We start from the raw sequence: 23,875 nt of genomic DNA, 5'->3' as shown, positions 1-23,875 counted from the left end.
GCGCATAAAGCACCCACCATCCGACTCTTCGTTCCAAAAACAAGACCAATGAACCCGCTTGCCGCAGCGCAGCGTGAAACCCCGTTTTACATGGGCACCTTGCCGCGCAGGGCCTTGGTCTGGCCGCGCTGGCTTTTGGACTCCAGCCGGCGCTGTTTCGATCCGTAGGTGGGCCTGGTGGGGCGGCGCACCGGCGGCGGCTGCGCCACGCTTTGCACCAGCGCATTGAGGCGTGCCAGCGCGTCGGCGCGGTTCTGCTCCTGGCTGCGGTACTGCTGAGCCTTGATGACGACCACGCCCTCCTGCGTGATGCGGCTGTCGCGCAGCGCCAGCAGGCGCGCCTTCACGTCCAGGGGCAGCGCGGAGGCGCCGACGTCAAAGCGCAGGTGCACCGCACTCGACACCTTGTTGACGTTCTGCCCGCCCGCGCCCTGGGCGCGCATGGCGGTGAACTCGACTTCGCTCTCGGTGATCGCGGGCAGTGCCCCGGCGGTCATGGCGTCACTGCATTTGCGCCAGCGCGTCGATGGCCAGCCCGTAGCCCGCCACGCCAAAGCCGCACATCACCGCGCGCGCCACGGCCGACAGATAGGAATGGTGGCGGAACGGCTCGCGCGCGTGCACATTGCTGATGTGCAGCTCGATCAACGTCACGCCCGTGCCCTTGACGGCGTCCGCCAGCGCCACGCTGGTGTGCGTATAGGCGCCGGCGTTGAGCACCAGGCCCGCCAACTCCCCGGCGGCCTGCAGGCGGCCAGCCTCGTGGATCCAGTCGATCAGCGCGCCCTCGTGGTTGCTCTGGTGAAAGCGCAGCGCCAAGCCATAGCGCGCGCAGGCGGCGGCGCAGATCTGCTCCACATCGGCCAGGGTTTGCGCGCCGTACACGGCAGGCTCGCGCGTGCCCAGCAGGTTCAGGTTGGGGCCATTGAGGACGAAAACGGTTTTCACGGGCAGCAGCCTCCGCAATGCACATGCCCACCACAGTGGCGGGCATGGCTTGGGATTATGCGGTCAGGCGGGCCGCAGGGTGGACAGGCGGGCGCCGTTCATGGTGCCCGTGGGCGCCCTCCTTCAGTTACGCCAGTGGTCGCGCCCGTGGCGGTGATGGCGGTGGTGCTCGCGGTAGTAATGCCCGGGAGGCGGCCCGTAGTACACCGGCGCCGGTGGGGCGTAATACACGGGACGCGGCGGCGCGTAATACACCGGGCGCGGGGGCGGCGGCGGGGGGGCGTAATAGACGGGCGCCGGGGCCACGTATACCGGGGCCGGCGCCACATACACCGGATAGCCATTGCTCACGCCCACGGACACACCGGGCGAACTCAGGCCCACAGACCAATTCACATCGCGCGCCTGCGCCGGGGCGGCGCCCACCGTCAAGGCCACTGCCACACCGGCAGCCAGTGCCATGCCGAGGAAAGAACGGGTTGAGGTCATCGACAACTCCTATTAACCAGACGAGCCCAGGCACCCTGCCAAGCCCGACCCATGCGCCCATAACGCACGAGATGCCCCCAAGGATGGCAGAAACCGCAGGGTTTATTGTTTCCGAAGGTACACACCCCCAGGCCGTGGCGCGCATTACTGCACGGATGCGCCGCCTAAAATGGCCGCATGAGTACCCTCTCCCCCGCCAACCCCCCTGCCGCGGCGCCCGCCGCAGGCCCTGAAGCCGCCAAACCCAGCAACTTCCTGCGCCAGATCATCGAAGCCGACCTGGCCAAGGGCACCTACGCCAGTCGCCGCTGGGCCGGCAGCCCCGGCGACGCCGCCCACCACGCGGCCGGCCAGCCCGACCCCGCCAAGATCCGCACCCGCTTCCCGCCCGAGCCCAACGGCTACCTGCACGTGGGCCACGCCAAGAGCATCTGCCTGAACTTCGGCCTGGCGCGCGACTACGGCGGCGTGTGCCACCTGCGCTTTGACGACACCAACCCCGAGAAGGAAGACCAGGAGTACGTCAACAGCATCATCGACGCCGTCAAATGGCTGGGCTTCGACTGGGCCCAGCCCGGCAACGACCAGCCCTACCAGGCCAGCGACTACTTCGACTTCATGTACCGCGCCGCCGAATACCTGATTGAGGCCGGCCACGCCTATGTGGACGAGCAGACGCCCGAGCAGATGCGCGCCAACCGGGGCGACTTCGGCAAGCCCGGCGTGGACAGCCCCTTCCGCAGCCGTACCCCCGCCGAGAACCTGGCGCGCTTCCGCGAAATGCGCGACGGCAAGCACGCCGACGGCGCCATGGTGTTGCGCGCCAAGATCGACATGGCCTCGCCCAACATCAACCTGCGCGACCCGGCCATCTACCGCATCAAGCACGCCGAGCACCACAACACCGGCAACAAATGGTGCATCTACCCCATGTACACCTTCGCGCACCCCATCGAGGACGCACTGGAGCAGATCACCCACAGCATCTGCACGCTGGAATTTGAAGACCAGCGCCCCTTCTACGACTGGCTGATGGAGCGCTTGATCGAAGGCGGCCTGCTCGCCGCCCCCGCGCCGCGCCAGTACGAATTTGCCCGGCTCAACCTCACCTACGTCGTCACCAGCAAGCGCAAGCTCGCCCAGCTGGTGAACGAAAAACACGTGAGCGGCTGGGACGACCCGCGCATGCCCACAATAGTCGGCCTGCGCCGCCGGGGCTACACGCCCGAGAGCATCCAGCTCTTCGCCGAGCGCATCGGCGTGACCAAGGACTACTCCTGGATCGACTACAGCACCCTCGAAGGCTGCCTGCGCGAAGACCTGGAGCACAAGGCCCACCGCGGCATGGCCGTGCTGGACCCGGTCAAGCTCGTGCTCACCAACTGGGCCGAGGTGTTTGGCTCCGACGCTTACCTGGAAACCTGCACCCAGCCCGCCCTGCCCCACAGCGCCATTGCGGAGGGCCAGACGCCCCCGCCCGACCGCGTGTTCCAGATCGGCAAGGAAGTGTGGATCGAGCGCGAGGACTTCGAGGAAGTGCCGCCCAAGGGCTACAAGCGCCTGTTCCCCGGCAACGTGGTGCGCCTGAAGGGCGGCTACGTCATCGAATGCACCGGTGTGGGTGCGAAAGACGCCGACGGCAAGGTCACCGAAGTGCACGCCAAGGTCATCCCCAACACCAAGAGCGGCACGCCCGGCGCAGACAGCGTGAAGGCCAAGGCCGCCATCACCTGGGTGGGCGCCGCCGACGGCGTGCAGGCCGAAGTGCGCCTGTACGACCGCCTGTTCACCGACGCCCAGCCCGACGCGGGCGGCAAGGACTTCCTGGCCCTGCTGAACCCCGGCAGCCTGAAGGTGGTGACGGCGTATGTGGAGCCATCACTGGCGGCAGCCCAGCCCGACGACAAGTTCCAGTTCGAGCGCTTTGGCTACTTCGTGGCCGACCGCAAGGACCACGCGCCGGGCAAGCCGGTGTTCAACCGGGTAACGGGCTTGAAGGACTCGTGGGGGAAGTGAATGTCCCTTGACCCGCCCGCCCCGCGCGTCGTGGTGTTCGCTGGCCCCAACGGGGCCGGCAAGTCCACCCACGCCGATGCGATCTTGGGGGCGCTGGGCATCCCCACCTTCGTCAACGCGGACTACATTGCCCGCGGCCTGGCCGGCCAACGCACCGAGACCGTGGCCTTTGCGGCGGGCCGCATCATGCACAACCGCTTGCGCGAGCTGGCCCAGGCGCGAGCCGACTTTGCTTTTGAGTCCACCTTGTCCAGCAGGAGCTTTCACCCATTCTTGTTGCGGCTCAAGGAGCGCGGCTACCATGTGGCCATCTACTACTTTGTCTTGAGCAGCAGCCGGCTGGCCCAGCGCCGCGTCAAACACCGCGTGGCCCTGGGTGGCCACGATGTACCGGCCGATGTGATCAAGCGCCGCTTCGGGCGCAGCCTGCGGAACTTCTTGCAGCTTTATGCAGGCGTGGCAGACGAGTGGATGGTGTTTGACAATTCCAGCGGGCACACCGCCCAGACCGTGGCCCATCTGACCCACGGACAGCAGACCATCGAGGACACAGCACTATGGCGCAAACTGCAAACCATGGCCCGCAACTGACCCCCAGCCCCCGCGCGCTGCAAAAGGCCCTGCTGCAATCCGCCCAGCAGGCCCAAAAACTGGCCCAGGCCTTCGGCAAAGTGGTGCCGGCAGAAAAGCGAAAGGCCACACCGCCCCCAGAGAAAACGGCCCTCGCCAGCCCTTCCGCGCACTGATTGCATTGAAAACGATGGCTCGTTTCAGGAGTGGAAACTCCGGCGCTGACAGCGTATTGAAATCACAAATTTTGCGGGTATTAAAACCATAACGGGAGACAAAATGAAACGCGATTACTCGTATCGCCAGCACATGCGGCCATTTTCACTTGGCCTGGTCGTGTGCCTGTGCAGCGGCTTGGGGTTCGCACAGGGCAAGGGGGATATCCAGCGGCTCGAAGCACTGGGTAAAGGCTTGGAAGCCTTGGGGCGATCTATGGCGGCAGAAGAACAACGCAATGCCGCGCGCCAGCGGATGCAAGAAGAGCGCGAGCGGCAGCAACAGGCCCAGGAGCGGGCGGCAGAAGCCGCCGCTGCAGCGCAGCGCCAGCGCCAAACAGCTATCGCACGTGAAAATTGGCGTCAAACCATTACCCCTCCCGTTGAGTATGCAGGCCGCATCAGCATTCACCGACAGGTTTTTTTGGAAAATACGAAAAACCCACAATCACCACCGCCAGATTTTGAACTTCCATCATCTACCACGAATATTTCCCCACAGGGGCGATGGCACGCCTACATTGATCAGAGTGGGGCTCTTAAATTACGGGATCCAGCGACAAAGGATGAGAAAATTTTGCGCACAGGCTTAAAAGATATTTACTCCATATACTTTGTGGATGAAGAAAGCCTGGTTTTTGGATCTTTGAATTTTTTTGAATTTATTGATCTCCAGGGCAATACCCTGCAAAAATTTTCGGGCCTTGCCTTTCCAGTTACATCTTCCTCTGGCCGTTATGTTTTGCACACCAAAAATCGGTACGACACAGAGAAGCATAAGTGGTTCTGTGACGGCGCTGCGCTCTATACAGCAAAAGGCCAGCTCATCGATAACGTTGATGCTGCCAATTCGGAGCATTGTGCGACTCGCATCACTGATGACGGTCGACTAGAAGTGCTCACCTTGAATGACAATTCTCTTTTTTCTGGCGAAACCATTACAGTACACAGAGCCGGCATAAAAATCGCCTCCTTCGAAGGTGACAACCGCCCAATCGATAAAAACAAAGGGGGTGGCAAATATGCGACATGGCTGGGCAAAAGCTCTTATGCCGTCACCTATGCTGGCCATTCATCCTCCCCTCGTTTGTGGGATATTAGTCAAGGAAAAATGCTGTGCGATCTTTCGAGCATTTCCCCAAATTCCATCAATGATAATCCTTACGGAATCCGAGGGATGTTTTTGGAAGATGGTTTTGGAGGTTTCTATGTCAACTACCCCGCTCAACGCTTGACCCTTCCGGGCTGCCAATTACAACGGCTCGGCGCTGCCAATGAAAGATTAATGATTCGCGGCAATCTGGCATACCTTCACGAAACACAAACCGGGCGCGTAGATATTATTGACATTGCCTCATGGAAAATTCGTCACACCGTCCAGACGGATTTTACTTTATCCAATGGCCTGGATTCTAAATTTTCTGACCTATGGCTGCAATCACCAGCAAACCCCAATTTGCTCCTAGGGATGGTCTATGTGTATTCAGGGGTAGATTTGGATCAAATCCCGCGCTCCGTTTTGGTTAATCTCGATTCTGGGCAGGTGCGGAGAGATTTGCCCCGCTTCAATGATGTGCAAGGCGGATATCTGCGCTCTTACGAGAGAGGTAAATATTCACGTTTTTGGAAAATTACTTTCCAAGAAGATCCACCTACTGAAAAATTCATAGCTTCGCTGCAGAAAGACAAATTTGAGTCCACAGCAGAATACCGAGCACGCCTTGCTGGGCTCACGCTGCCGTATCGCTTGAATGTAAGCCTGCACGACTACGACGCTGATGCGGGAGCATTCAGCGGCTCTTGGAATGGTGCGCCCGTCCATGTGCCGTTGGCGCCGACAGATGCCCGTCTTTTTGCCCAGGCCCGCAACATCGAGGTGCAGGGTGATTTAGCCTTGCTAGACGGGGATTTTTTAGAACTGCGCAACCCGAGCGTGACTGCACCCGACGGACGGCGCATTGCGCTCAAGGTCGCAACCGGCCCTGCACCAACGGTCAAGCCCGTTTCAAATGCCCCGGCTGCCATGGGCGGCAGCGCGCTGCTTCAGTCCGTTACGGCAACGAACCAACTGACCAATCCGGCGAATGCAGCTCATTCGGTTGGCGCGTCTGCGATTGATTTGGGTAGTGATTGCAAAGCAGCTGAAACAAGAGGCATGGCGCAAATAGAAGAAATTCGGCAGCGGGTGCTTGCCAACAAACCCGGCGCGTGCGAAGCGGCCCGGCTGAACCGCAAGGTGGGCGAGATTGGCTTGTCGGTCTATACGGTCTGCAAAAGTCGGGAGGGCATTGACGCGATGAATCAAATGATTCGCGAAACAGACGCCACTATTCGCGGTGTTTGCGGTTAGTCATTGCCCGTGCCGCCGACCAGCCTGGCGGCTTTATTGTTGATTTTCTTGAATCAGTCTCTTGAAATTTTCACTACAACCGGGCCATTTGCGCATCGTGCGAGGGGTTCCTGGCATGACGGGCATCCAGGCCATCGGCCTGGCGTGGGGCGATGGTGGAGACACCCTGGGTGGGCGGGCCATTGTCCATGCGCACGGTATGGTGCTGGATGCGGCACAAATCAGCCAGGGCCGATTCGGGAGGCAGATCGCCACCGGCTCTCTGGAGACGCTGGAGCGTGACGCGGTACAGGATCAGCGCCATGAGGCCACGGCCATAACCCAGGCGGTGCCAGCACACCTGGTCTGGAATGCTACGTTTTCAGTAGCTATTAGCGCTTTAGCTGCAAGCGCCAGATGCCAATTTGACACTTGAACGCAGCCCGCCCCTGACACACCGCAATCCGCGTGGCGGTCGGCCCCGCGCGTTTGGGATACAAACATCGCCATGCTTCTGACCCCGCCCCACGCGCCGACCTTCACACCCACCTATGCCCATGTACCGCCCGGTCCGGTGGCGGGCCCCTTGCAGTTGCTCCCCATCAACGCCGAGGTGGTCGCAGTGCACACAGCCACAGGCGCGCATGTGGGCTCGCTCAAAAAGGTGGGCGGGGTCTGGAAGTTCAAGGCCATGGGCTACGACGCGGCCGGTGGCATGGAGCCCGGCCACGGCCCGCTGACGGAGCAGCACAACATGCAGTTCGCCACGCCCGATGCCACCGAAGTGAGCGCGCGGTTGCTGGGTGCGCTGGCGGGCAGGCCGGATTCATCGCCTTGATTTCTTGCGCGCCCAGCTTGCTTCTATTTTAATAGCTTCTTGCGCTTGTATTTCAAGGGCTGGAAGTGCTTTCACCCTCTAAAGACGGTCATGAACGCTGGCCACGGGCCTCAGCGCATTTGGGGTCAAGCTCCAGTGGCCGTGGACAGAAGAAGTTGCATGTTGTCGATACACGCCCCCTGTCAGTACACTTGGCCCATGCGCCCCTCTGAAGCCCTCTCACAGCACCGCGCGGAGATCCGCGCGATAGCGTTGCGCCATCGCGTCGGCAGCGTGCGGGTGTTTGGTTCCGCACTCCACGGCACTGACACGCCCGAAAGCGATCTGGACTTGTTGGTCGAACCGACTGCTGAAACCACGCTGATGGACATCGGCGCCATCCGGTTTGAACTGAAGCAGTTGCTGGGCATGGATGTGGACGTGCTGACCCCCAACAGCCTGCCCGCGAGCTTCCGCGATCAGGTGCTGCGCGAGGCCATCGCGGTATGAGCCGGGCGCACCCGCTGCGGGTGGCAGATTATTTGCAGCACATTCAGCAGGCCATCGGCAACATTCAGGACTACATCGCGGGCATGGACTTGACCGCGTTCATGGCAGACCGCAAGACTTGCGATGCCGTGATCCGCAATCTTGAAATCATTGGCGAGGCCTGCAACAACGTCGCCAAAAACCACCCCGACTTTGCGCGAGAGCACGCCCATGTGCCTTGGGGCTTTGCCTATGAAATGCGCAACGCCCTTGCGCATGGTTACTTCACCGTAGATGTGGGCATCGTCTGGCAAACCGTGCAGAGCGATCTGCCTGCGCTCCAAAAACAAGTGTCTGCACTTCAGCCCTGATTTGCTACGATTTTGATAGCTATTCCCGCTTTCTCACGGGCGATGAAGGCAAAAATTCGCAGTAACCTGTTGCGCTCATCCCTCGCATGCGCCGCCGCCAACCCCACCACCACGTCTATGTGGTCGAACTCTCCAAGGACGTGCTGAACGAGCCACGCTTTCGCAAGTGCAACCCCGGCTACATCGACGGCAAGCCCTGCGTGTACGTGGGCATGACGGGGCTGGACCCGGATGTGCGCTTCGACAAGCACAAGGCGGGCATCCAGGCCAACCGGTTTGTGACGCAGTACGGCCTGCGCCTGCTGCCCGATTTGTACGAGGGCTTCAACCCCATGGGCTACGACGAGGCGGTGGACCGGGAGATCGAGATCGGCATCGACCTGCGTTCGGCAGGCTTTGGGGTGTGGCAGGCCTGAGAGCCTTCGGCAGCACCCGCCACCGGTGCATCACCCCTGCCGCGTCAACCAGCCCACCGCCTTGCGCGTGAGCGGCGCCACCACCAGCACCACCGGAAAGGCGATGAGCCACGCCGTCAGCCAGGCCGTGGCCCACAGGCCGGGGAAATGGGCCGCCAGCCCTACGGCGCGGGCGGTGGAGATGCCGGAGACCAGAAAGGACATCAGGCCGGAGAGGATGAAGCCGAACAGTGCGGGGGCGTATTTTGGGGGAAACATGGTGGACTCTCTTTCGTGGATGAAGGTGGACGGGAAATGACTCGGCCGCTCAGCGGCCGATCTGCTGCACGGCGGCGGCCGCGAGGTACAGGCCCGCGCCGAAGACGGCGTGGTTGGTCAGGCTGCGCGCGCAGTTCTGGAGCGGCGCGGGCGTCTTGCGGGCGGCCACGCCCAGCCCCATGGCCGGCTGCATGACGAACAGCGGCACGGCCACGGTGCCCACGCCAAAGGCCAGCGCGGGCCACAGCGTGGGGGCCTGCAGCCAGCCGCCCGGCAACGCCGCCAGCACCCCGGCGAAGGCGATGCCGACGAGGTAGTGCACCAGCCAGCCCAGGCCGCGCTCGCCCGGCACGGGCACGGCCTGCGCGATGGAGGCGTGCCGCCAGCGTCCGCGCAGGCCGTGCCCGACCCAGCGGCCGAGCAGCACGAAGTTCATGGTGGGCAGGCCCAGGCGCTGCAACAGCAGCAGCCAGGCGTCCAGCACGGCGGTGGCGCCCGCGCCCACGAGGGCGATGGTGGCGATGTCTGGAAGTGAGGGCATGTGGAAACTCCTTTTGCAATGGACCGCTGGAGCGGTTGCTGGTTAATATAGAAGTTCAAGTCAACTTCAAGTCAAGAGGTTTTTGCATGGACATTTCCGAGGTGGCCCGGCTGTCGGGCGTGCCGACCTCGGCGCTGCGCTATTACGAGAGCAAGGGGCTCATCCACGCGCTGGCGCGGGACGGCGGGCGGCGCCGCTTCGCGCCCGAGGTGCTGGACCAGCTCGCGCTCATCGCGCTGGGGCAGGCGGCGGGGTTCTCGCTGGACGAGATCCGCTGCATGTTCACGCCCGGCGGGGAGCCCAACATCGACCGCGCGCTGCTGTCCGCCAAGGCCGACGAGCTGGACCGCACGGTCAAGCGCCTCAAGGCCATGAGCGAGGGCCTGCGCCACGCCGCCGTGTGCCCCGCGCCCAGCCATGCGGCTTGCCCGTCGTTCCAGCGGCTGCTGAAGGCGGCGGCGGCCGGCATGATGGAGGCGCAGCCCCGGCCGCTGGCGCCGCGCGGGAAGTGAGCGCAATAGCTCCTCTTTCAATAGCTTGTGGCGCTTGATCCATGGGCGTTACAAGCCAATTTGATTCAAAACCATGACCCATTCAATCCCCACCGACCCCACGGCCGTCCTGCAATTCTGGTTTGACGAGCTGAGCGCCGCGCAGCATTTCGCCAAGGACGCCGCGCTCGACGCCGCCATCGCCCGGCGCTTCGGCCCCACCCTGGAAGCTGCCGCGCGCGGCGAGCTGTCGGGCTGGCGCGCCAGCACGCCGGGGCGGCTGGCCGAGATCGTGGTGCTGGACCAGTTCTCGCGCAACGTGTGGCGCGATACGCCGCGCGCCTTCGCGCAGGACGGCATGGCCCTGGTGCTGGCGCAGGAGCTGGTGGCCAGCGGGCAAGACCGCGCCCTGCCCCCGGCGCAGCGGGCGTTCGCCTACATGCCCTACATGCACAGCGAATCGGCCGCCATCCACGCGCAGTCGGTGCGGCTGTTCGCGCAGCCGGGGCTGGAGGGCAACCTGCGCTTCGCGCTGCAGCACCAGGCCATCATCGAGCGCTTTGGCCGCTACCCGCACCGCAACGCCGTGCTGGGGCGGGCGTCCACGGCGCAGGAGCTGGCGTTCCTGCGCGAGCCGGGGTCGAGCTTCTAGCGGCTGGCGAATGTCTCCCGCGGCGCCCGCACCCGCCGCGCCGCCAGCGCCTGCCAGGCCGGCGTGCCCAGGCCCGCCACCAGGTCGTGGCGCAGCAGGCCCCAGTGCGGGTCGTCCGGGTCCAGGCCCAGGGCCTCAATGAACGGCACCTGCACGATGAAGCACTGGCGCCGGTAGGGCAGCAGGTAGGCCGCGCGGTCGGCATCGAGCACGGCCAGGGCGTCCTCGTGGCGCGCGAACCAGTGGTTGAGCAGGATGCCGGTGCCCGGCGCGTGCCAGAAGTCGCCCAGGTCATCCCCCGCCGTGGACAGGCCGCCGAGCACGCAGCGGGCGTGGTCCCAGTGGGCAAAGCCCACGGCGCGCGCAGCGTCGTGCAGGCAGTCGGCCAGTTGCAGGCTGCCCGCCACGCCCTCGCGCCGCGCGCGGTTGAGCCGCACGCGGGCTCGGGTCTTGAGTTCGTCGAGCGCGCTGTTCATGCCGCCCTCGCCGTGGTGGTGGGCGCCAGGTGGTGCAACAGCGCCGCCGCCGCATCCGTGGCGCCCTCGGGCAGGCCCCGCAGCGCCTCGGCGCACAGAGCACCGGCCGTGGTGCGGGCTTGGTCCAGCACGGCGCGGCCGGCGGGGCGCAGGCTGACATGGCCCGCGTCGCGCGCGATATGGCCGGTCTTTTCCAGCGGGATCAGGCGGCGCACCACGGCCGACTGCGGCACGCCCAGCGGCGCCACCAGCGCGGCCAGGGGCAGGCGGCCGCCCTCGGCCCGGGCGAGCGCGTGCAGCAGGATGAAGTCGGCATGGGCTATGCCGTGCCAGGTGCCCAGCGCGTCGTCGAGCGCCAGTTGCAGCCTGGCGTGGGCCCGGCTGACGTCCAGGCAGAGGTCCAGGGCCGGCGCGCTCATGCCGCCAGCTCCTCTTGCCACAGCGCAAGCAGCGCGGCGAGCTCACGGCGGTGCTCGGCCTCGGTGGCGTCGGCGCGGGGTTTCAGCGTATCGAGCACCTCGAAGCACAGCGCCGCCTCGCCGTGCGTGCGCCAGGCCTGCTGCAGGCGCCGGTCGGGGTGGCCGCCCAGGCGCAACTGGAAGCGCTCGCGGTTGAACGCGCCCGGCAGGTTGGTGCTGGCCTTGACGCAGACGAGCCCTTCCGCAGCGCAGCGGATTGCGTACACGCCCATGGGCGGCGGGTTGTCCTTGTAGTGGCGGACGAGCGCGCGGCGCTGCGCGGCGGCGCCGGGTTGGGAGGACGGGGAAACGGGGGATGAGTCCATGACAGGTTCCTTGGCATCGTGTGCGGCCACCCCGCGCGGGGCCGACGAAACAAGGGATGAAGCTGTCAGGCAACGAGAAAGCAACCCGGAAACCGGGCCGAGGGTGAGAGCCTCTTGTGCGGGCGGGCGCCCCTCAGCACCCGAGGGGCGGATTCTAGCAAGGGCGCGCGTTTTCTCGCGCCCGGCCGGGCTGGCGCAGCGGGCGACTGCCGCCGGGGGAACGCGGGTTGCTTCGATCTTGCTAGCATGCAGCGCTGGATCCCCATGCCGCAATGGCACTTTTGCGCCCCAGCGCCCTCCCCATCCCGTCCGGACCATGAACTTCGCCGACCGCCTCCAGCAACTGCCCGCCACCACCCACCTCGCCGCCCTGCAACTGCTGGACGCTAGCGGCCAGGTGCTCGCCACCATCGAGAACAAGCCCGGCCAGGCCGGCTCCCTGGCGGTGTACGCCGCGCTGGCCGCGCTGTATGGCGGCGTCATCACGCCCGCCGCCGCGCGCCTGGGGCTGGAGTGGTATGCCGAGCACACGCAGGACGCGCTGGCCCACCCCGGCAAGCACCCCAATATCGACCGCCTGCGGGCCTGGGCCGAGGGCAGCGCGAGCTACCGCGCGCGGACCGTCGCCGCCTGACGGGCGGCCGGGCCTGGGCGAGCGCGCCCGGCGCGTTCGGCGTAGAGTGGCCCACGGGCCGCGCCGCCCCGTGGTGCGGCCCGCCCCCCTCGCGTCGAAAGGAGCCTGCCCATGACCACCACCGGCACCGTCACCCTGCACCGCGTGCTGCGCGCGCCGCCCGAGCGCGTGTACCGCGCCTTCCTCGACCCCGATGCCATGTGCAAATGGCTGCCGCCGCACGGCTTTACCGGGCGCGTGCTGGAGCAGGACCTGCGCGCGGGCGGCCGCTACCGCATGCAGTTCACGAACCTGGGCAACGGCCAGGTGCATGCCTTCGGCGGCGAGTACCTGGAGCTGGTTCCGGGCGCGCGCATCGTGCACACCGACCGTTTCGACGACGCCCACCTGCCGGGCGAGATGCGCACCACGGTCACGCTCCAGGCCTTGGCCGTGGGCACGGAGCTGCGTGTGGTGCAGCAGGGCATCCCGGCCGCCATTCCCACCGAGGCGTGCTACCTGGGCTGGCAGGAGTCGCTGCAGTTGCTGGCGCTGCTGGTGGAGCCGGACATTCCCGCTGCATGACAGCGCTCCTTTTTCAGTAGCTGGTCGCGCATGCAGCATCTGCCCTGGAGGCAGATTTCATTCAAAAAACAGTCAGCCCTGCGCGAGCACGAAGCCGATGGCCGCGCACACCGCCGCCGCCTGCGCGGCGTTGCACTGCGCGGGCGTGGCGCGCGGGCTGTCGGGGTAGACCTCGGTGGTGGTGGTGTAGCGCGCGCCGGTGACGCTGGCGCACAAGCCCAGCGCGCGCAGTGGGTAGCGCACCACGCCGCGCGCCACGGCGGGCGTGCCAATGAGCTGGCCCTGGGCGTCGGCGGGCGCGATGTGCGTGATGGGCTCCACCGCCTCGATGATGGCCTGCTGGAACGCGGGCTGCGGGTTCTCGGTGTCGTCCACCAGGTAGAAGCCGTCCGGGATGCTGCCGGGCTCGAACGGCTTGCCGTCGCGCGCGGCCAGCGCGGGGCGGAATTCGCTCTCGTCGGTGTCGGTGGTTTCGTGCAGGTCGATATGCGCTGCGAACTGCCCGCGCAGCGGCGCCACCAGGCGCATGAGCGCCGCCGACTCCTGCGCCGGGCTGGGCTCGCGGAACGCGCGGTTGGGGTCGATGGCGTCATGGTTCCAGCGGTGGATGCGCTCGTAGGCCCAGGGGCTCACGCAGGGCGCCACGAGCAGGTTCACCTGCGCGGCGCAGGCCTCGGCATGCAGGTCCAGAAAGCGCAGCGCGCCGTGCACGCCGCTGGTTTCATAGCCGTGCACGCCGCCCGTGACCAGCACGCCGGGCCGGCCCGGCCGCCAATCGCGGCTGCGCAGCGCGAGCAGGGGGTAGCGCTCGGGCCCGTAGATCACCTCGCCGTAGGGCTGCACGGCGAAACGCGGGCGCAGGCGCTCGATGGGGGCCAGCACCTCGTCGGCGTAGCTGCGCCGGCGCACCTGGCGTGCGCGCCACTGGGCGATTTCCGCCGGGCCCCAGGGCTGGCCGGGGGTGCCGATGGCGGCGTGGCGGGGAGCGGGTTCGGGGGGCATGGTGCGGGCGGTGCGGGCAATGCCCGAGGGGTGTGATCAATGGACACACGATTGTGCCGGCACTTGCGTTACCCTCGGCCCCCTTCCCCTTTTTTTGGAGCGCCGCCATGAGAACCCTCAAAGTCACCATCGAGCTGGAGATGTCCGTCCCCGACGACTGGGAGCTGGTGCAAACCTCCGAAGGCACGCCGGTCATCCGCATGGCGGATGGCGCCTACCTGGACATGGCGGTGGAGCCGCTGTTCGCGGCCGACCCCGAGGATGTATGGAGCAGCACCGAGGACGAGGACGAGCTCAACGACATCCTCGACATGGTGGACAGCGAAGCCGTGACCTACGAGTTCGCCACCGACGACTGAGCCCGCCCCAGGCGCACGCGCGTCAGTGCGCAGCCTCGGGTTCGGTGGAGTCCAGGTAGCCGCGCACCAGCTCGAAGAAACTGTCGTAGAACGATTCGCTGGCGATGGTCTCGCTGCCCACCTTGACCAGCGCCTCGCTGCCCGCCGACAGAGGCAGCGAGAGCGAGCCTATGCCGCCCACGCCCAGGCTGGCGGAGTTGCTGACCTTCTTGATGGTGTAGCGGTCCTGCACCGCCGTGACGAAGCCGGTGCTGAGCACGCCGTGCGGCGCATCGGGCACGCAGACCACGCGGATGTAGATCTGCAGGTGCGATTCGGTGTCGGGCTGGAAATTCTTGCGTCCTTCCACCTGCTCGGCCGTGGCGCCCTGGATCAGGTAGCCCTGGCTCAGCAGGGCGCGGCGCGCGGCCTCGCAGGTCTGGGCGGGCGGGGCGTCAAACAGGCGGGCGTATGTGGCCACGGAGCTGAAGCGCTCCTGCGGCCCGTAGTGCGGCAGCGGCGCGGAGCCGCAGCCCGCCAGCAGCAAGGCCAGCACCAGCCCCAGGCTGCGCAGCACGGCGCCCCTACGGGCAGGCAGGGCAAGGGGCAAGGGCAGGCACACAGGCAGGCGAGGCACGTTCCAGAACTCCAGCAAAGCACAGAGGCCGCAGCACGCCGCACCGCCCACTCCAAGGTGAGCCAGGGCGCGAGCCGCGGCACGCAAGGTCCGCCGAGTTTAGCGGACCGGGGGCCTTGCCTGCTATCTTATCAATAGCTGCTGGCGCTTGCTGTGTATGGCTTCAATGCCAATTTGGCATTAAATCATCAAGCGGTGCGCGCTTCCTGCAGGCCCAGCTCGGCGATCATCTTCTCGCGCATCACGAACTTCTGCACCTTGCCGGTAATGGTCATGGGCATGTCGTCCACGAAGCGGATGTAGCGCGGCACCTTGTAGTGGGCGATCTGGTCGCGGCAGAAGTCGCGCACCTCGTCCTCGGTGCAGCTCTGGCCGGGCTTGGGCACGATCCAGGCGCAGATTTCCTCGCCGTACTTGGCGTCGGGCACGCCGAACACCTGTACCGACTGCACCTTGGGGTGGCGGAACAAAAACTCCTCGATCTCGCGCGGGTAGACGTTCTCGCCGCCACGGATCAGCATGTCCTTGGCGCGGCCGACGATGTTGCAGTAGCCCTCGGCGTCGATGGTGGCCAGGTCGCCGGTGTGCATCCAGCCGTCCCGCACCGCCTCGCGCGTGCGTTCCTCATCGCCCCAGTAGCCCTGCATCACCGAGTAGCCGCGCACCAGCAGCTCGCCCTTCTCGCCCACGGGCACCACCTGGCCCTCGGCATCGACCACCTTGGCCTCCAGCATCGGCTGGATGCGGCCCACGGTGGAGACGCGGCGCTCCAGCGGGTCGGTGGTGGAGCTTTGGAACGACACGGGCGAGGTTTCCGTCATGCCGTAGGCGATGGTGATCTCGGAGAGGTGCATCTCGGCGATCACACGCTTCATGGTCTCGATGGGGCACGGCGAGCCGGCCATGATGCCGGTGCGCAGGCGCGAGAGGTCGAACTCGGCGAAGCGCGGGTGATCGAGTTCGGCGATGAACATGGTGGGCACGCCGTGCAGCGCGGTGCAACGTTCCTCGCTCACGGCCTGAAGCGTGGCCACGGGCTCGAACGACTCGCCCGGGAACACCATGGTCGCGCCCGTGGACACGCAGGCCAGCACTGCCAGCACCATGCCGAAGCAGTGGTACAGCGGCACGGGGATGCACAGGCTGTCGGCCTCGGAGAAGTTCATGGCCTGGGCGATGAAGCGCGCGTTGTTCACCACGTTGTGGTGCGTGAGCGTGGCGCCCTTGGGGTTGCCGGTGGTGCCGCTGGTGAACTGGATGTTGATGGCGTCGTGGCACGACAGCCCGGTGCCCAGCGCGTCCAGCGCTGCCACATCCACGCGGGCGCGGCCGTTGGCGAGCACGTCGTCGTAGTTGAGCATGCCGGGCGTGCGCTCGCTGCCCAGGCGGATCACCATCTCCAGCGCGCTCAATCGCGCGGCCTGGAGCGCGCCGGGCGCGCAGGTGGCCAGCTCGGGCGCCAGGCGCTGCAGCATCTCCAGGTATTTCGAGGTCTTGAGCTGCTCGGCCGTGACCAGGGCGCGGCAGCCCGAGAGGTTGAGCGCGTATTCTAGCTCGGCGATGCGGTAGGCCGGGTTGATGTTCACCAGCACCAGGCCGGCGCGCGCCGTGGCGAACTGCGTCACCAGCCATTCGACACGGTTGGGCGACCAGATGCCCACGCGGTCGCCCACGCGCAGGCCCAGCGCGATGAAGCCCGCTGCCAGCGCGTCCACCTCGGCCTGGAACTGCGCCCAGGTCCAGCGCACGCCCTGCTCGCGGAAGACCACGGCGGGCCGGTCGGCGAAGCGCTGGACGGTATCGAGCAGGAAGCGGTGGATGGGCGCCTCGGACAGCGCGGCGTCCGTGCGGCCCTTGACCTGCGAGAGGCCATTGAGCGGGGCGATGTTCCAGTCGGGGGTAGGGGCAGCGGCCATGGCGAAGTCTCCTTGGGAATGCAGCGGGCCATTGTGCAAAGCGCCGGCCCACGAAAAAAGACAAAATGGTTGCAAAAACAACCACCGCACACGCCTTGTCAAGGCGGTGCATGCGCCGCACATTACACCTTGGGACGACACCGAAGCAGGTCAACCGCCAGGGCGCCTGGCGCGTCATTCAAAGATGGGGCCGCCCCTGCACACTGCCGAAAGATACACGCCATGAAACACCTACCGCTGAGCGCACGCACCCTCGTCCTGGGTGGCCTGGCCTTGCTGGCCTCGGGCTGCGCCACCACCGAGGGCCCCTACCGTGCAGGCCCGCCCGGCTACCCCTATCCCTACCCCGGCCCGAGTGAGTCCGTGATCATCCACAGCCCCGGCGTGCAGCCCGTGTACCCGGTTTATCCCGCGCCCGACTGGCGCCAGAACGAGCGCGAGCGCGAACGCTGGGAGCGTGAACGGCGCGATCGCGAGCGCTGGGACCGCGACCAGCGCGAGCGCCAGGCGCGCGAACGCGACGCCCGTGCCCGCGACCAGCGCGAACGCGAGGCCCGCGAGCGCCAGCAGCGCGAACAGGAAGCGCGCCGCGAGCAGGAAATGCGCGAGCGCGAACGGCGCGAACGCGAGCGCCAGAACGCCAACCGCCGCGACTACGACCGCTACAACCCGCGCAGCGGCCAGTGGATGCCGCGCTCGGAAGACATGCCCTGAGCGCCCCGCCGGCAGATCCGCCATGGCACGGCTGCGCCCTGCATCCCTCCTGCTGTGCGCCAGCCTGCTCGGCCTGGGCGCCCAGGCCCAGGTCGTGCGCTGCCAGGACGCGCGCACCGGCCAGGTGACCTACACCGACGGTGCCTGCGCCAGCGGCGAGAAGGCGCGCGAAGTCGAAGCGCGCAAAACCGCCGAGGAACTCGAACGGGAACGCGCCCAGGCCGCCGAGGCGCTGGAGCGCAAGCAGCAGCGCCTGGAACTGGAAAAAACCCGCCAGGAGGCCGAAGCCGCACGCCTGCAGGCCCAGCGCCAGCGCGAGCTGCTGGAGCGGCCCGCGCCGGTGCGGCCGGACTATGCCGCCTCACCCCAATGCCAGGCCGCGCGCCGCCAGTGGCAGGAGCTGAACGAAGCGCAAATGCGCGAGCCCCTGGTGCTGCAGCCCGGCCTGGACGCCGCCCAGCGCCAGATGGACCTCCACTGCCTGGGCCCCGAGGGCTATGCCGAGCTGGAAAAGGCCCGCGCCCAGCGCCCGCAGATCGTGGTCGTGCCCCCGGCGCGGGCGCGCCCCGCCCCGCCGCCGCCCCGGCCGCGGCTCACGCACTGCTCGGAATTCCAGTGCTTTGACGACCAGGGCAAGTCCTACCCGCGCGCCGGCCCCGGCCGCCTGCCCGGGCCGGACGGCACCTGCCGTTCGGCCGGCGGGCGCGCGCCGTGCTAGCGAACCTTAGCGCACACCCCCCTGAGCGGCTACGCCGCTTCCCCCCGCTCTCGCAGCGCTGCGCGCTGCGGGCAGGGGGACGCACCCAGTGGCCGGGCGGAGCCCGCTCCACGGGTGCTCTGGTCATCCGCTGGAGAGGGCAAGGGGGACCGCCCGCCGTCCACGCCCCCAAGGCCCGCATGAGAACAAAACCCCGGAGCAGGGCGTAGTGGATCAGGCCGTGCGCAAACCCTGCACCACCGTGGGGTAGCGCAGGCGCACACGCAGTTCGCGGCGCAGGCGCGTGTTGTCCATGCGGCGCGACTCGCTCATGAAGCTCAGCAGCATGGGGGCGATCTCGGCCTGCGCCTGGGCGCGCGGGATGCGCGGCGGGCGCACCAGGCCGTACAGGCCCGCCGCCAGGTCGAAGTAGTCGCCCATCTTCAGGTCGCTGTCGTCGCTCGCGTGGTACACGCGCTGCGCGGCGCCGCGCCACAGGGCGGCCACGCAGGCGCGGGCCAGGTCGTCGGCGTGGATGTGGTTGGTGTACACATCGTCCTCGGGCGTGAGCACGGGCGTGCCCCGGCGCAGGCGCGCTTCGGGCGTGCCGCCCTCGCGGTCGGGGGCATAGATGCCGGGCACGCGCAGGATGCTGGCGCGCACCCCGCTGGCGCGGCCCCAGGCGCGCACCACGCGCTCGGCATCCACGCGGCGCCGGGCGCGCGCGGTGGCCGGGGCCACGGGCCGGGCCTCGGTCACCCGGGCGCCGCCGCAGTCGCCGTACACCCCGCTGGTCGAGGCGTACACCAGCGCCGCCGGCAGGCTGCGCCGGCGCAGCGCGCGCACCAGCGCCAGGGTGCGCGGGTCGCGCTCGCCCTGGCCGGGCGGGGGCGCCAGGTGCAGCACATGCGTGGCCAGGGCGGCCAGGCGCCGCAGGCTGGCGGCCTGGTCCAGGTTGCCGCACAGCGGCGTGATGCCCAGCGCGCGCAGGGTGGGCTGGCGCTCGGGGCTGGAGGTCAGCGCCAGCACACGCACGGGCGGGCGGCGCGCCGCGGGCGCCTGCAAGGCGCGCGCCACGCGCGTGCCCACGTCGCCGCAGCCGACGATGAGCACCCGTGCACGCCGAAAACGCGCAGGCAGGGCGCCCAGAGAACAGGCGGAGGAGGCAGAGCTCATGAAAAATCCGATGGACACCCCTGGATAGGCAAGGGCCGGACACGGGAAAGGGCTTAAGGCAGCGGGCACAATTCGGGGCATTGCCGTGTTCGACCCCCGCGAGGATAACCAAAGCATGACCTCCGCAGCGCCTACGCCCGCCCTGCCCCACACCATCACCGTGCAGCCCAGCGGCCGCAGCTTTGACGCCCAGCCGGGCGAGACCATCCTGGCCGCCGCCATCCGCGCCGGCGTGGGCCTGCCCTATGGCTGCAAGGACGGCGCCTGCGGCTCGTGCAAATGCCGCAAGCTCGAAGGCTCCGTGGTGCACGGCACGCACCAGGACAAGGCGCTGAGCGCCGAGGAGGAGGCCGCGGGCTGGATCCTGACCTGCTGCGGCGTGGCGCAGACGCCGGTGGCCATCGAGTCGCGCCAGGTGACGGACGAAAGCGCCTACCCCATCAAGAAGCTGCCCGTGCGCGTGAGCACGCTGCAGCGCCGCTCAGTCGACGTGATGCAACTGCAACTGCAACTGCCCGCGGCCGACACCTTCCGCTACCACGCCGGGCAGTACGTGGAATTCGTGCTGCGCGACGGCGCACGCCGCGCCTACTCCATGGCCAACGCACCGCACACGCAGGCGCAGGCGCCCGGCATCGAACTGCACATCCGCCACATGCCCGGGGGGCGCTTTACCGACCATGTGTTCGGCGCCATGAAGGAGAAGGAGATCCTGCGCATCGAAGGCCCGTTCGGCAGCTTCTACCTGCGCGAGGATTCGAGCAAGCCCATCGTGCTGCTGGCCTCGGGCACGGGGTTTGCGCCCATCAAGGCCATCATCGAACACCTGCGCCACAAGGGCATCAACCGGCCGACCCACTTTTACTGGGGCGGCCGCCGCCCGGCCGACCTGTACCTGGACGCCTGGGTGCGCGAGCAGGCCGCCCACATGCCCCAACTGCGCTACGTGCCCGTGGTCTCCGACGCCCTGCCCGAGGACGCCTGGAGCGGCCGCACCGGCTTTGTGCACCAGGCCGTGCTGGAGGACTTTGCCGACCTCTCGGGCCACCAGGTGTACGCCTGCGGCGCCCCCATCGTCGTCGACTCCGCCCGCACCGCGTACACCACGCAGCGCGGCCTGCCGAGCGAGGAGTTTTACGCCGATGCGTTCACGTCGGAGGCGGACAAGCATCCGCAGTGATTTTCAGGAAGAAATCGGGCTCTATCGCTTATGGAGCAAGCGCTAGCAGCTATGTTTTCAGGAGCAGAAGGGCTGTAGCCTCTCCGCCATCGACGCCGGTCGGCGCCTCCAGCGGTTCTGGCAACCGCTCAAAGATTCGGCACAGCATGGGCCAGCAGCCATTCATGCCTTGAGCAGCTTGAAGCTGATCTGGTAGCGGAAAAACCCGATGCTCGGCGTCAGGCGGCCTCTGCCGCGGCCAGCGCCTGGTCCACGAAGGCCAGCCGGTCCTGGCCCCAGAACATCTGCCGACCCACGAAGAAGGTCGGCGCCCCGAACACACCACGCTCCACGGCGCGCACGGTGTTCTCCTTGAGTCTGTCCTTGACGGCCGGCTCGGCGATCCACTGCAGGAATTGCGCTGGATCGAACCCCGCAGCGGCCAGTACTTCGCCGACCACGGCGGGCTCGCCCAGGTTGCGCGGCTGCTCGAACATGGCGCCGAAGATGGCCGCCAGATAGCGCTGCAGCACCTCGTCGCCCTGCCTCTGCGCCGCCACGGCGCCACGCATCAGCGCCAGGGTGTTGATGGGAAAGTGCGGATTCATGCGAAACGGCACGCCGTAGCTGCGCGCCCAGCGCTGCAGGTCGGTCTGCGAATACAGGCTCTTGGCCGGCACCTCGGCCGGGCTGGCGTTGCCCGTGGCCTGGAAGATGCCGCCCAGCAATACCGGCGTCCAGACGATCTGCGCGCCATGCGCCTGGGCCATCTTGGGCAGGTGGTGATACGCCAGATAGGTGTAAGGACTGCCGACATCAAAGAGGAATTCCACAGTGGTGCTCATGCTTGCTCCAAAAAAGGGGGGAAGAGAAAGGGGTTCACCAGCGCTCGATCCAGGGACGCAGATCGAGCTCGTGCGTCCAGGCGTCGCGCGGCTGGGTGTGCAGGTGCCAGTAGTTGTCGGCGATGTGGTCGGGGTTGAGGATGCCGTCCTGGTCCTTGAGCGCATAGCGCTCGGGGAAGGTCTCGCGGATGAAGTCGGTGTCGATGGCGCCATCGACCACCACGTGGGCCACGTGGATGTTCCTCGGCCCGAGTTCGCGCGCCATGCTCTGGGCCAGCGCGCGCAGCGCATGCTTGGCGCCGGCAAAGGCGGCGAAGTTCGCCGAGCCGCGCAGCCCGGCGGTGGCGCCGGTGTAGATGATGGTGCCGCGCCCGCGCGCCACCATGCGCCGCGCCACCTCGCGCCCCACGAGGAAGCCGCTGAAGCAGGCCATCTCCCAGATCTTGAAGTACTTGCGCGCGGTTTCGTCGAGGATGCTGCAGGGCACGTTGGCGCCAATGTTGAACACCATGACCTCGATGGGCGCGATGTCGCGCTCGATGTCGTCCACGAGCTTCGCGACCTCGTCCTCCTTGCGCGCGTCGGAAGCAAAACCATGGGCACGCCCCCCTGCGGCGGTGATCTCCTGCACCAGGGGGGTGAGCTTGTCGGCCGTGCGGCGCGTGACGCAGGCGATCAGCCCTTCACGCGCGAAGCGCCGGGCGATGGCGCCGCCCGTGGCGTCCCCGGCGCCGATGATGAGGGCCGCACGGTCTTCGCGATGGTCCAGGGTTGTCTTCATTTTTTCTCCAGTTGAAATAACGATCGTTATAGTAACGAGCGTTATGCAACAATGCAAACACTGTTGCAAAACCGCCGAATCGAACCCAACGCCATGCGCTACGCCCCCACCCACAAGGAAGAGGCCCGCTCGCGCCTCGTACAAGCCACGGGCGCCCTGGCCAAGCAAAAAGGCTTTGCGGCCAGCGGCGTCGACAGCCTGATGGCGGCTGCCGGGCTGACCTCGGGGGCTTTCTATGCCCACTTCCGTTCCAAAAACGAGCTGCTCAAAGCCATTGTGGAAAACGAACTGCAGCGCTCTGCCAAGCGGTTCGCAGCCCCCACGCGGGAGCAGGCGCTGGAGGTCTTGCGCCGCTACCTCAGTGCGGCGCATGTGGAGCACCCCGGCTCAGGCTGTGCGCTGCCCGCCCTGGCGTCCGAAATCGCGCGGGCCGATGCCGCCACACGCCAGGTCTTCGCGCAGGGCATTGGCGAACTCCAGGCCCGGCTGCGCGATCTGACAGGCGACGATGCCACCGCCTGGGCGCTGATGGCGCAACTGGCAGGCGCCGTGCTGGTAGCCCGGGCCCTGCCGCCGGGGCCCGAACGCGAGGCCCTGCTGGCAAGCGCCCTGCAGCAGGCAGAGCGGATGCTGGGCGCGGCGCCCGGGCCATCTTGAAGCCAAGGGGCCTTTCCACGGCCCGCTCCGCCGGGAAAGAGGCTTGTGCAAGCGTGCAGGCCGGCGATCCTGGGTGATCGGGACCGGCTGCCCCGAAACCGGAGGATTCACGGTGCGGGTGTGGCCAAGATTTCACCCATGGGGCGCAGCACCACCCCGGCCGCCTCCAGCAAAGCGTCCAACGTGGAGGCATCGAGAACGCAGTATTCGTTGTACCGGGCCGCGGCCAAGGCATCGCCCGGTAGGGACTGCAGGCTGGCATGGCTCATGAGCAGGTCGCCGTCCCGTGCGCAGGCCAGCCAGCGCTGGAGCCGGTCGCGGTACTGCGCGGCCGTCCCGCCAAAGCCATAGACACCGAGGAGGCGCCCGTTCTGCGGCAAGCCGCTGCGCCGGGCCAGTTGTGCCAGCCCCCGAGAGCCCAGGAGCGAGATCACATGGCTCTTGCAGGCCGTGGGCCCATCGCCGTGGGCGCTCCAGGGCGGGCTGCGCGTGGCGCGCAGCCAAGGGCGGCGCAACGGATACCGGCGCACCAGCTCCGCCACCAGGGCATCGCGCACCATGGGAAGCTGATGGACATGCTGATGGCCATCGACGTAATCCGGCGCGCGCCCCATGGCCGCTTCAAAGGCATCGAGCTGCGCCGCAATTTCCTGCGCCAGCGCCGCGCCGTCCAATCCACGCCCATAGGCACGCGCGACCAAGCCCGTCAACCCAAAGCGCATGCCCGGGTGGCAGGGGAATTCCGTCAAATCCAGGTGCAGGCCCACCTCCGGCGCGTCGGCCCCCAGGCTGCGCAGCAGCGCGACACCACGCTTCCACGCCGGCCCGCCCACCAGTGCCGACGCCGCCTGCACCCGCCCGCGTGCGGCCAATTGGACTGCCGCTGCGTTCAC

The 23,875-nt window shown here is 67.2% G+C and carries 32 protein-coding genes; 16 read left to right on the top strand and 16 right to left on the bottom strand.

All coding sequences use genetic code 11. From position 1 onward, the window contains the following. Positions 1 to 86: 86 nt before the first annotated feature. The 3 genes from arfB to CGR01S_RS10900 form a co-directional block, all read right to left on the bottom strand. Complete coding sequence (arfB, locus tag CGR01S_RS10910; protein ID WP_042426612.1) at positions 87 to 497, bottom strand: alternative ribosome rescue aminoacyl-tRNA hydrolase ArfB; 411 nt, start codon at positions 495 to 497, stop codon at positions 87 to 89. Between the two features lie 4 nt (positions 498 to 501). Continuing rightward, complete coding sequence (aroQ, locus tag CGR01S_RS10905) at positions 502 to 948, bottom strand: type II 3-dehydroquinate dehydratase (protein ID WP_042426608.1); 447 nt, start codon at positions 946 to 948, stop codon at positions 502 to 504. A gap of 123 nt (positions 949 to 1,071) precedes the next feature. After that, the gene (locus tag CGR01S_RS10900; RefSeq protein WP_042426605.1) at positions 1,072 to 1,437 is read right to left on the bottom strand and encodes a hypothetical protein; all 366 of its coding nucleotides are present in this window, start codon (positions 1,435 to 1,437) and stop codon (positions 1,072 to 1,074) included. 177 nt (positions 1,438 to 1,614) lie between these two features. Here CGR01S_RS10900 and CGR01S_RS10895 point away from each other — a divergent pair, with 177 nt between their 5' ends. The 3 genes from CGR01S_RS10895 to CGR01S_RS16715 all read left to right on the top strand — a co-directional run bounded on the left by CGR01S_RS10895 (position 1,615) and on the right by CGR01S_RS16715 (position 6,588). Then, positions 1,615 to 3,453 (top strand): glutamine--tRNA ligase/YqeY domain fusion protein, encoded by a 1,839-nt coding sequence (locus CGR01S_RS10895; RefSeq protein WP_042426602.1) that lies wholly within the window; start codon positions 1,615 to 1,617, stop codon positions 3,451 to 3,453. Next, the gene (locus CGR01S_RS10890) at positions 3,454 to 4,044 is read left to right on the top strand and encodes an ATPase (protein ID WP_042426599.1); all 591 of its coding nucleotides are present in this window, start codon (positions 3,454 to 3,456) and stop codon (positions 4,042 to 4,044) included. A 258-nt stretch (positions 4,045 to 4,302) separates the two neighbouring features. Beyond that, positions 4,303 to 6,588 (top strand): hypothetical protein, encoded by a 2,286-nt coding sequence (locus CGR01S_RS16715; protein ID WP_156967553.1) that lies wholly within the window; start codon positions 4,303 to 4,305, stop codon positions 6,586 to 6,588. A 73-nt stretch (positions 6,589 to 6,661) separates the two neighbouring features. Here CGR01S_RS16715 and CGR01S_RS16960 read toward each other — a convergent pair whose 3' ends face one another. Next, positions 6,662 to 6,892: a hypothetical protein gene (locus tag CGR01S_RS16960; RefSeq protein ID WP_217997535.1), complete on the bottom strand. Its 231-nt coding sequence runs from the start codon at positions 6,890 to 6,892 to the stop codon at positions 6,662 to 6,664. 183 nt (positions 6,893 to 7,075) lie between these two features. Here CGR01S_RS16960 and CGR01S_RS10875 point away from each other — a divergent pair, with 183 nt between their 5' ends. The 4 genes from CGR01S_RS10875 (at position 7,076) to CGR01S_RS10860 (ending at position 8,660) form a co-directional block, all read left to right on the top strand. Continuing rightward, a complete protein-coding gene (locus CGR01S_RS10875; protein ID WP_084690643.1) occupies positions 7,076 to 7,405 on the top strand; it encodes a hypothetical protein in 330 nt (109 codons plus the stop codon). A 198-nt stretch (positions 7,406 to 7,603) separates the two neighbouring features. Further along, positions 7,604 to 7,894, top strand: coding sequence for a nucleotidyltransferase family protein (locus tag CGR01S_RS10870; RefSeq protein WP_042426591.1), 291 nt, complete (start codon positions 7,604 to 7,606; stop codon positions 7,892 to 7,894). Further along, positions 7,891 to 8,244, top strand: coding sequence for a HepT-like ribonuclease domain-containing protein (locus CGR01S_RS10865; protein ID WP_042426588.1), 354 nt, complete (start codon positions 7,891 to 7,893; stop codon positions 8,242 to 8,244). The genes CGR01S_RS10870 and CGR01S_RS10865 overlap by 4 nt, the downstream gene beginning before the upstream one ends. Before the next feature lie 86 nt (positions 8,245 to 8,330). Then, entirely contained in the window at positions 8,331 to 8,660 is a 330-nt protein-coding gene (locus tag CGR01S_RS10860; RefSeq protein WP_042426585.1) for a hypothetical protein, read from the top strand. A 30-nt stretch (positions 8,661 to 8,690) separates the two neighbouring features. Here the strand turns inward: CGR01S_RS10860 and CGR01S_RS10855 are convergent, their stop codons facing one another. Both CGR01S_RS10855 and CGR01S_RS10850 read right to left on the bottom strand, forming a co-directional pair. Further along, the gene (locus tag CGR01S_RS10855; RefSeq protein ID WP_042426583.1) at positions 8,691 to 8,918 is read right to left on the bottom strand and encodes a DUF2798 domain-containing protein; all 228 of its coding nucleotides are present in this window, start codon (positions 8,916 to 8,918) and stop codon (positions 8,691 to 8,693) included. A gap of 49 nt (positions 8,919 to 8,967) precedes the next feature. Then, the gene (locus tag CGR01S_RS10850; protein WP_042426581.1) at positions 8,968 to 9,459 is read right to left on the bottom strand and encodes a DUF2938 family protein; all 492 of its coding nucleotides are present in this window, start codon (positions 9,457 to 9,459) and stop codon (positions 8,968 to 8,970) included. A gap of 86 nt (positions 9,460 to 9,545) precedes the next feature. Here CGR01S_RS10850 and CGR01S_RS10845 point away from each other — a divergent pair, with 86 nt between their 5' ends. Next, on the top strand, positions 9,546 to 9,971 hold the full coding sequence (locus tag CGR01S_RS10845) for a helix-turn-helix domain-containing protein (protein ID WP_042426579.1): 426 nt from the start codon (positions 9,546 to 9,548) through the stop codon (positions 9,969 to 9,971). 73 nt (positions 9,972 to 10,044) lie between these two features. Then, positions 10,045 to 10,602 (top strand): DUF924 family protein, encoded by a 558-nt coding sequence (locus CGR01S_RS10840; protein ID WP_042426576.1) that lies wholly within the window; start codon positions 10,045 to 10,047, stop codon positions 10,600 to 10,602. On the opposite strand, the gene CGR01S_RS16710 is transcribed toward CGR01S_RS10840, so the two are convergent. From CGR01S_RS16710 to CGR01S_RS10825, 3 genes are read right to left on the bottom strand one after another with little or no spacing between them, the layout of a single operon-like run. Next, positions 10,599 to 11,078, bottom strand: coding sequence for a hypothetical protein (locus CGR01S_RS16710; protein WP_052382546.1), 480 nt, complete (start codon positions 11,076 to 11,078; stop codon positions 10,599 to 10,601). The genes CGR01S_RS10840 and CGR01S_RS16710 overlap by 4 nt on opposite strands. Next, positions 11,075 to 11,497, bottom strand: coding sequence for a MarR family winged helix-turn-helix transcriptional regulator (locus CGR01S_RS16705; protein WP_042426573.1), 423 nt, complete (start codon positions 11,495 to 11,497; stop codon positions 11,075 to 11,077). Before CGR01S_RS16705 ends, CGR01S_RS16710 begins: the two co-directional genes overlap by 4 nt. After that, on the bottom strand, positions 11,494 to 11,862 hold the full coding sequence (locus CGR01S_RS10825) for a GIY-YIG nuclease family protein (RefSeq protein WP_042426866.1): 369 nt from the start codon (positions 11,860 to 11,862) through the stop codon (positions 11,494 to 11,496). Before CGR01S_RS10825 ends, CGR01S_RS16705 begins: the two co-directional genes overlap by 4 nt. Positions 11,863 to 12,178: 316 nt before the next feature. On the opposite strand from CGR01S_RS10825, the gene CGR01S_RS10820 reads away from it, so the two are divergent. Beyond that, positions 12,179 to 12,496: a DUF2322 family protein gene (locus CGR01S_RS10820; protein WP_042426570.1), complete on the top strand. Its 318-nt coding sequence runs from the start codon at positions 12,179 to 12,181 to the stop codon at positions 12,494 to 12,496. A 111-nt stretch (positions 12,497 to 12,607) separates the two neighbouring features. Continuing rightward, positions 12,608 to 13,060, top strand: a complete 453-nt coding sequence (locus CGR01S_RS10815) for an SRPBCC family protein (RefSeq protein ID WP_042426566.1) — start codon at positions 12,608 to 12,610, stop codon at positions 13,058 to 13,060. Between the two features lie 72 nt (positions 13,061 to 13,132). On the opposite strand, the gene CGR01S_RS10810 is transcribed toward CGR01S_RS10815, so the two are convergent. After that, on the bottom strand, positions 13,133 to 14,062 hold the full coding sequence (locus CGR01S_RS10810; protein ID WP_042426564.1) for a M14 family metallopeptidase: 930 nt from the start codon (positions 14,060 to 14,062) through the stop codon (positions 13,133 to 13,135). A gap of 107 nt (positions 14,063 to 14,169) precedes the next feature. Here CGR01S_RS10810 and CGR01S_RS10805 point away from each other — a divergent pair, with 107 nt between their 5' ends. Next, on the top strand, positions 14,170 to 14,421 hold the full coding sequence (locus CGR01S_RS10805; protein ID WP_042426561.1) for a hypothetical protein: 252 nt from the start codon (positions 14,170 to 14,172) through the stop codon (positions 14,419 to 14,421). 22 nt (positions 14,422 to 14,443) lie between these two features. On the opposite strand, the gene CGR01S_RS10800 is transcribed toward CGR01S_RS10805, so the two are convergent. Together CGR01S_RS10800 and CGR01S_RS10795 are read right to left on the bottom strand one after the other, a co-directional pair. Further along, the gene (locus tag CGR01S_RS10800) at positions 14,444 to 14,974 is read right to left on the bottom strand and encodes a DUF2242 domain-containing protein (protein ID WP_042426863.1); all 531 of its coding nucleotides are present in this window, start codon (positions 14,972 to 14,974) and stop codon (positions 14,444 to 14,446) included. A 251-nt stretch (positions 14,975 to 15,225) separates the two neighbouring features. Further along, positions 15,226 to 16,953, bottom strand: a complete 1,728-nt coding sequence (locus CGR01S_RS10795) for an AMP-binding protein (RefSeq protein ID WP_042426559.1) — start codon at positions 16,951 to 16,953, stop codon at positions 15,226 to 15,228. Positions 16,954 to 17,175: 222 nt separating this feature from the next. On the opposite strand from CGR01S_RS10795, the gene CGR01S_RS10790 reads away from it, so the two are divergent. After that, positions 17,176 to 17,667 carry a hypothetical protein gene (locus CGR01S_RS10790; protein ID WP_052382544.1) on the top strand — a complete coding sequence of 164 codons (492 nt, stop codon included), beginning with the start codon at positions 17,176 to 17,178 and terminating at the stop codon, positions 17,665 to 17,667. Between the two features lie 22 nt (positions 17,668 to 17,689). Beyond that, positions 17,690 to 18,385, top strand: coding sequence for a DUF4124 domain-containing protein (locus CGR01S_RS10785; protein WP_042426557.1), 696 nt, complete (start codon positions 17,690 to 17,692; stop codon positions 18,383 to 18,385). Between the two features lie 213 nt (positions 18,386 to 18,598). Here CGR01S_RS10785 and CGR01S_RS10780 read toward each other — a convergent pair whose 3' ends face one another. Continuing rightward, positions 18,599 to 19,540 carry an NAD-dependent epimerase/dehydratase family protein gene (locus CGR01S_RS10780; RefSeq protein ID WP_042426857.1) on the bottom strand — a complete coding sequence of 314 codons (942 nt, stop codon included), beginning with the start codon at positions 19,538 to 19,540 and terminating at the stop codon, positions 18,599 to 18,601. A gap of 115 nt (positions 19,541 to 19,655) precedes the next feature. Between CGR01S_RS10780 and CGR01S_RS10775 the strand changes: the two genes are divergently transcribed. After that, entirely contained in the window at positions 19,656 to 20,720 is a 1,065-nt protein-coding gene (locus tag CGR01S_RS10775) for a CDP-6-deoxy-delta-3,4-glucoseen reductase (protein WP_042426555.1), read from the top strand. 218 nt (positions 20,721 to 20,938) lie between these two features. On the opposite strand, the gene CGR01S_RS10770 is transcribed toward CGR01S_RS10775, so the two are convergent. Together CGR01S_RS10770 and CGR01S_RS10765 are read right to left on the bottom strand one after the other, a co-directional pair. After that, positions 20,939 to 21,544, bottom strand: a complete 606-nt coding sequence (locus tag CGR01S_RS10770; RefSeq protein ID WP_042426552.1) for a 2-hydroxychromene-2-carboxylate isomerase — start codon at positions 21,542 to 21,544, stop codon at positions 20,939 to 20,941. Positions 21,545 to 21,578: 34 nt separating this feature from the next. Beyond that, positions 21,579 to 22,325: an SDR family oxidoreductase gene (locus CGR01S_RS10765; RefSeq protein ID WP_042426548.1), complete on the bottom strand. Its 747-nt coding sequence runs from the start codon at positions 22,323 to 22,325 to the stop codon at positions 21,579 to 21,581. Positions 22,326 to 22,418: 93 nt separating this feature from the next. Between CGR01S_RS10765 and CGR01S_RS10760 the strand changes: the two genes are divergently transcribed. Continuing rightward, complete coding sequence (locus tag CGR01S_RS10760) at positions 22,419 to 22,982, top strand: TetR/AcrR family transcriptional regulator (protein WP_042426855.1); 564 nt, start codon at positions 22,419 to 22,421, stop codon at positions 22,980 to 22,982. Between the two features lie 107 nt (positions 22,983 to 23,089). Here the strand turns inward: CGR01S_RS10760 and CGR01S_RS10755 are convergent, their stop codons facing one another. Next, positions 23,090 to 23,875: a ChbG/HpnK family deacetylase gene (locus tag CGR01S_RS10755; protein ID WP_245616793.1), complete on the bottom strand. Its 786-nt coding sequence runs from the start codon at positions 23,873 to 23,875 to the stop codon at positions 23,090 to 23,092.

Source organism: Comamonas granuli NBRC 101663, assembly GCF_000739995.1.
In the GTDB taxonomy this organism is placed as follows: Bacteria; Pseudomonadota; Gammaproteobacteria; order Burkholderiales; family Burkholderiaceae_C; genus Simplicispira; species Simplicispira granuli.
The sequence above is the reverse complement of the archived record's forward strand: the minus strand, read 5'-3'. Positions and strand labels throughout refer to the sequence as shown.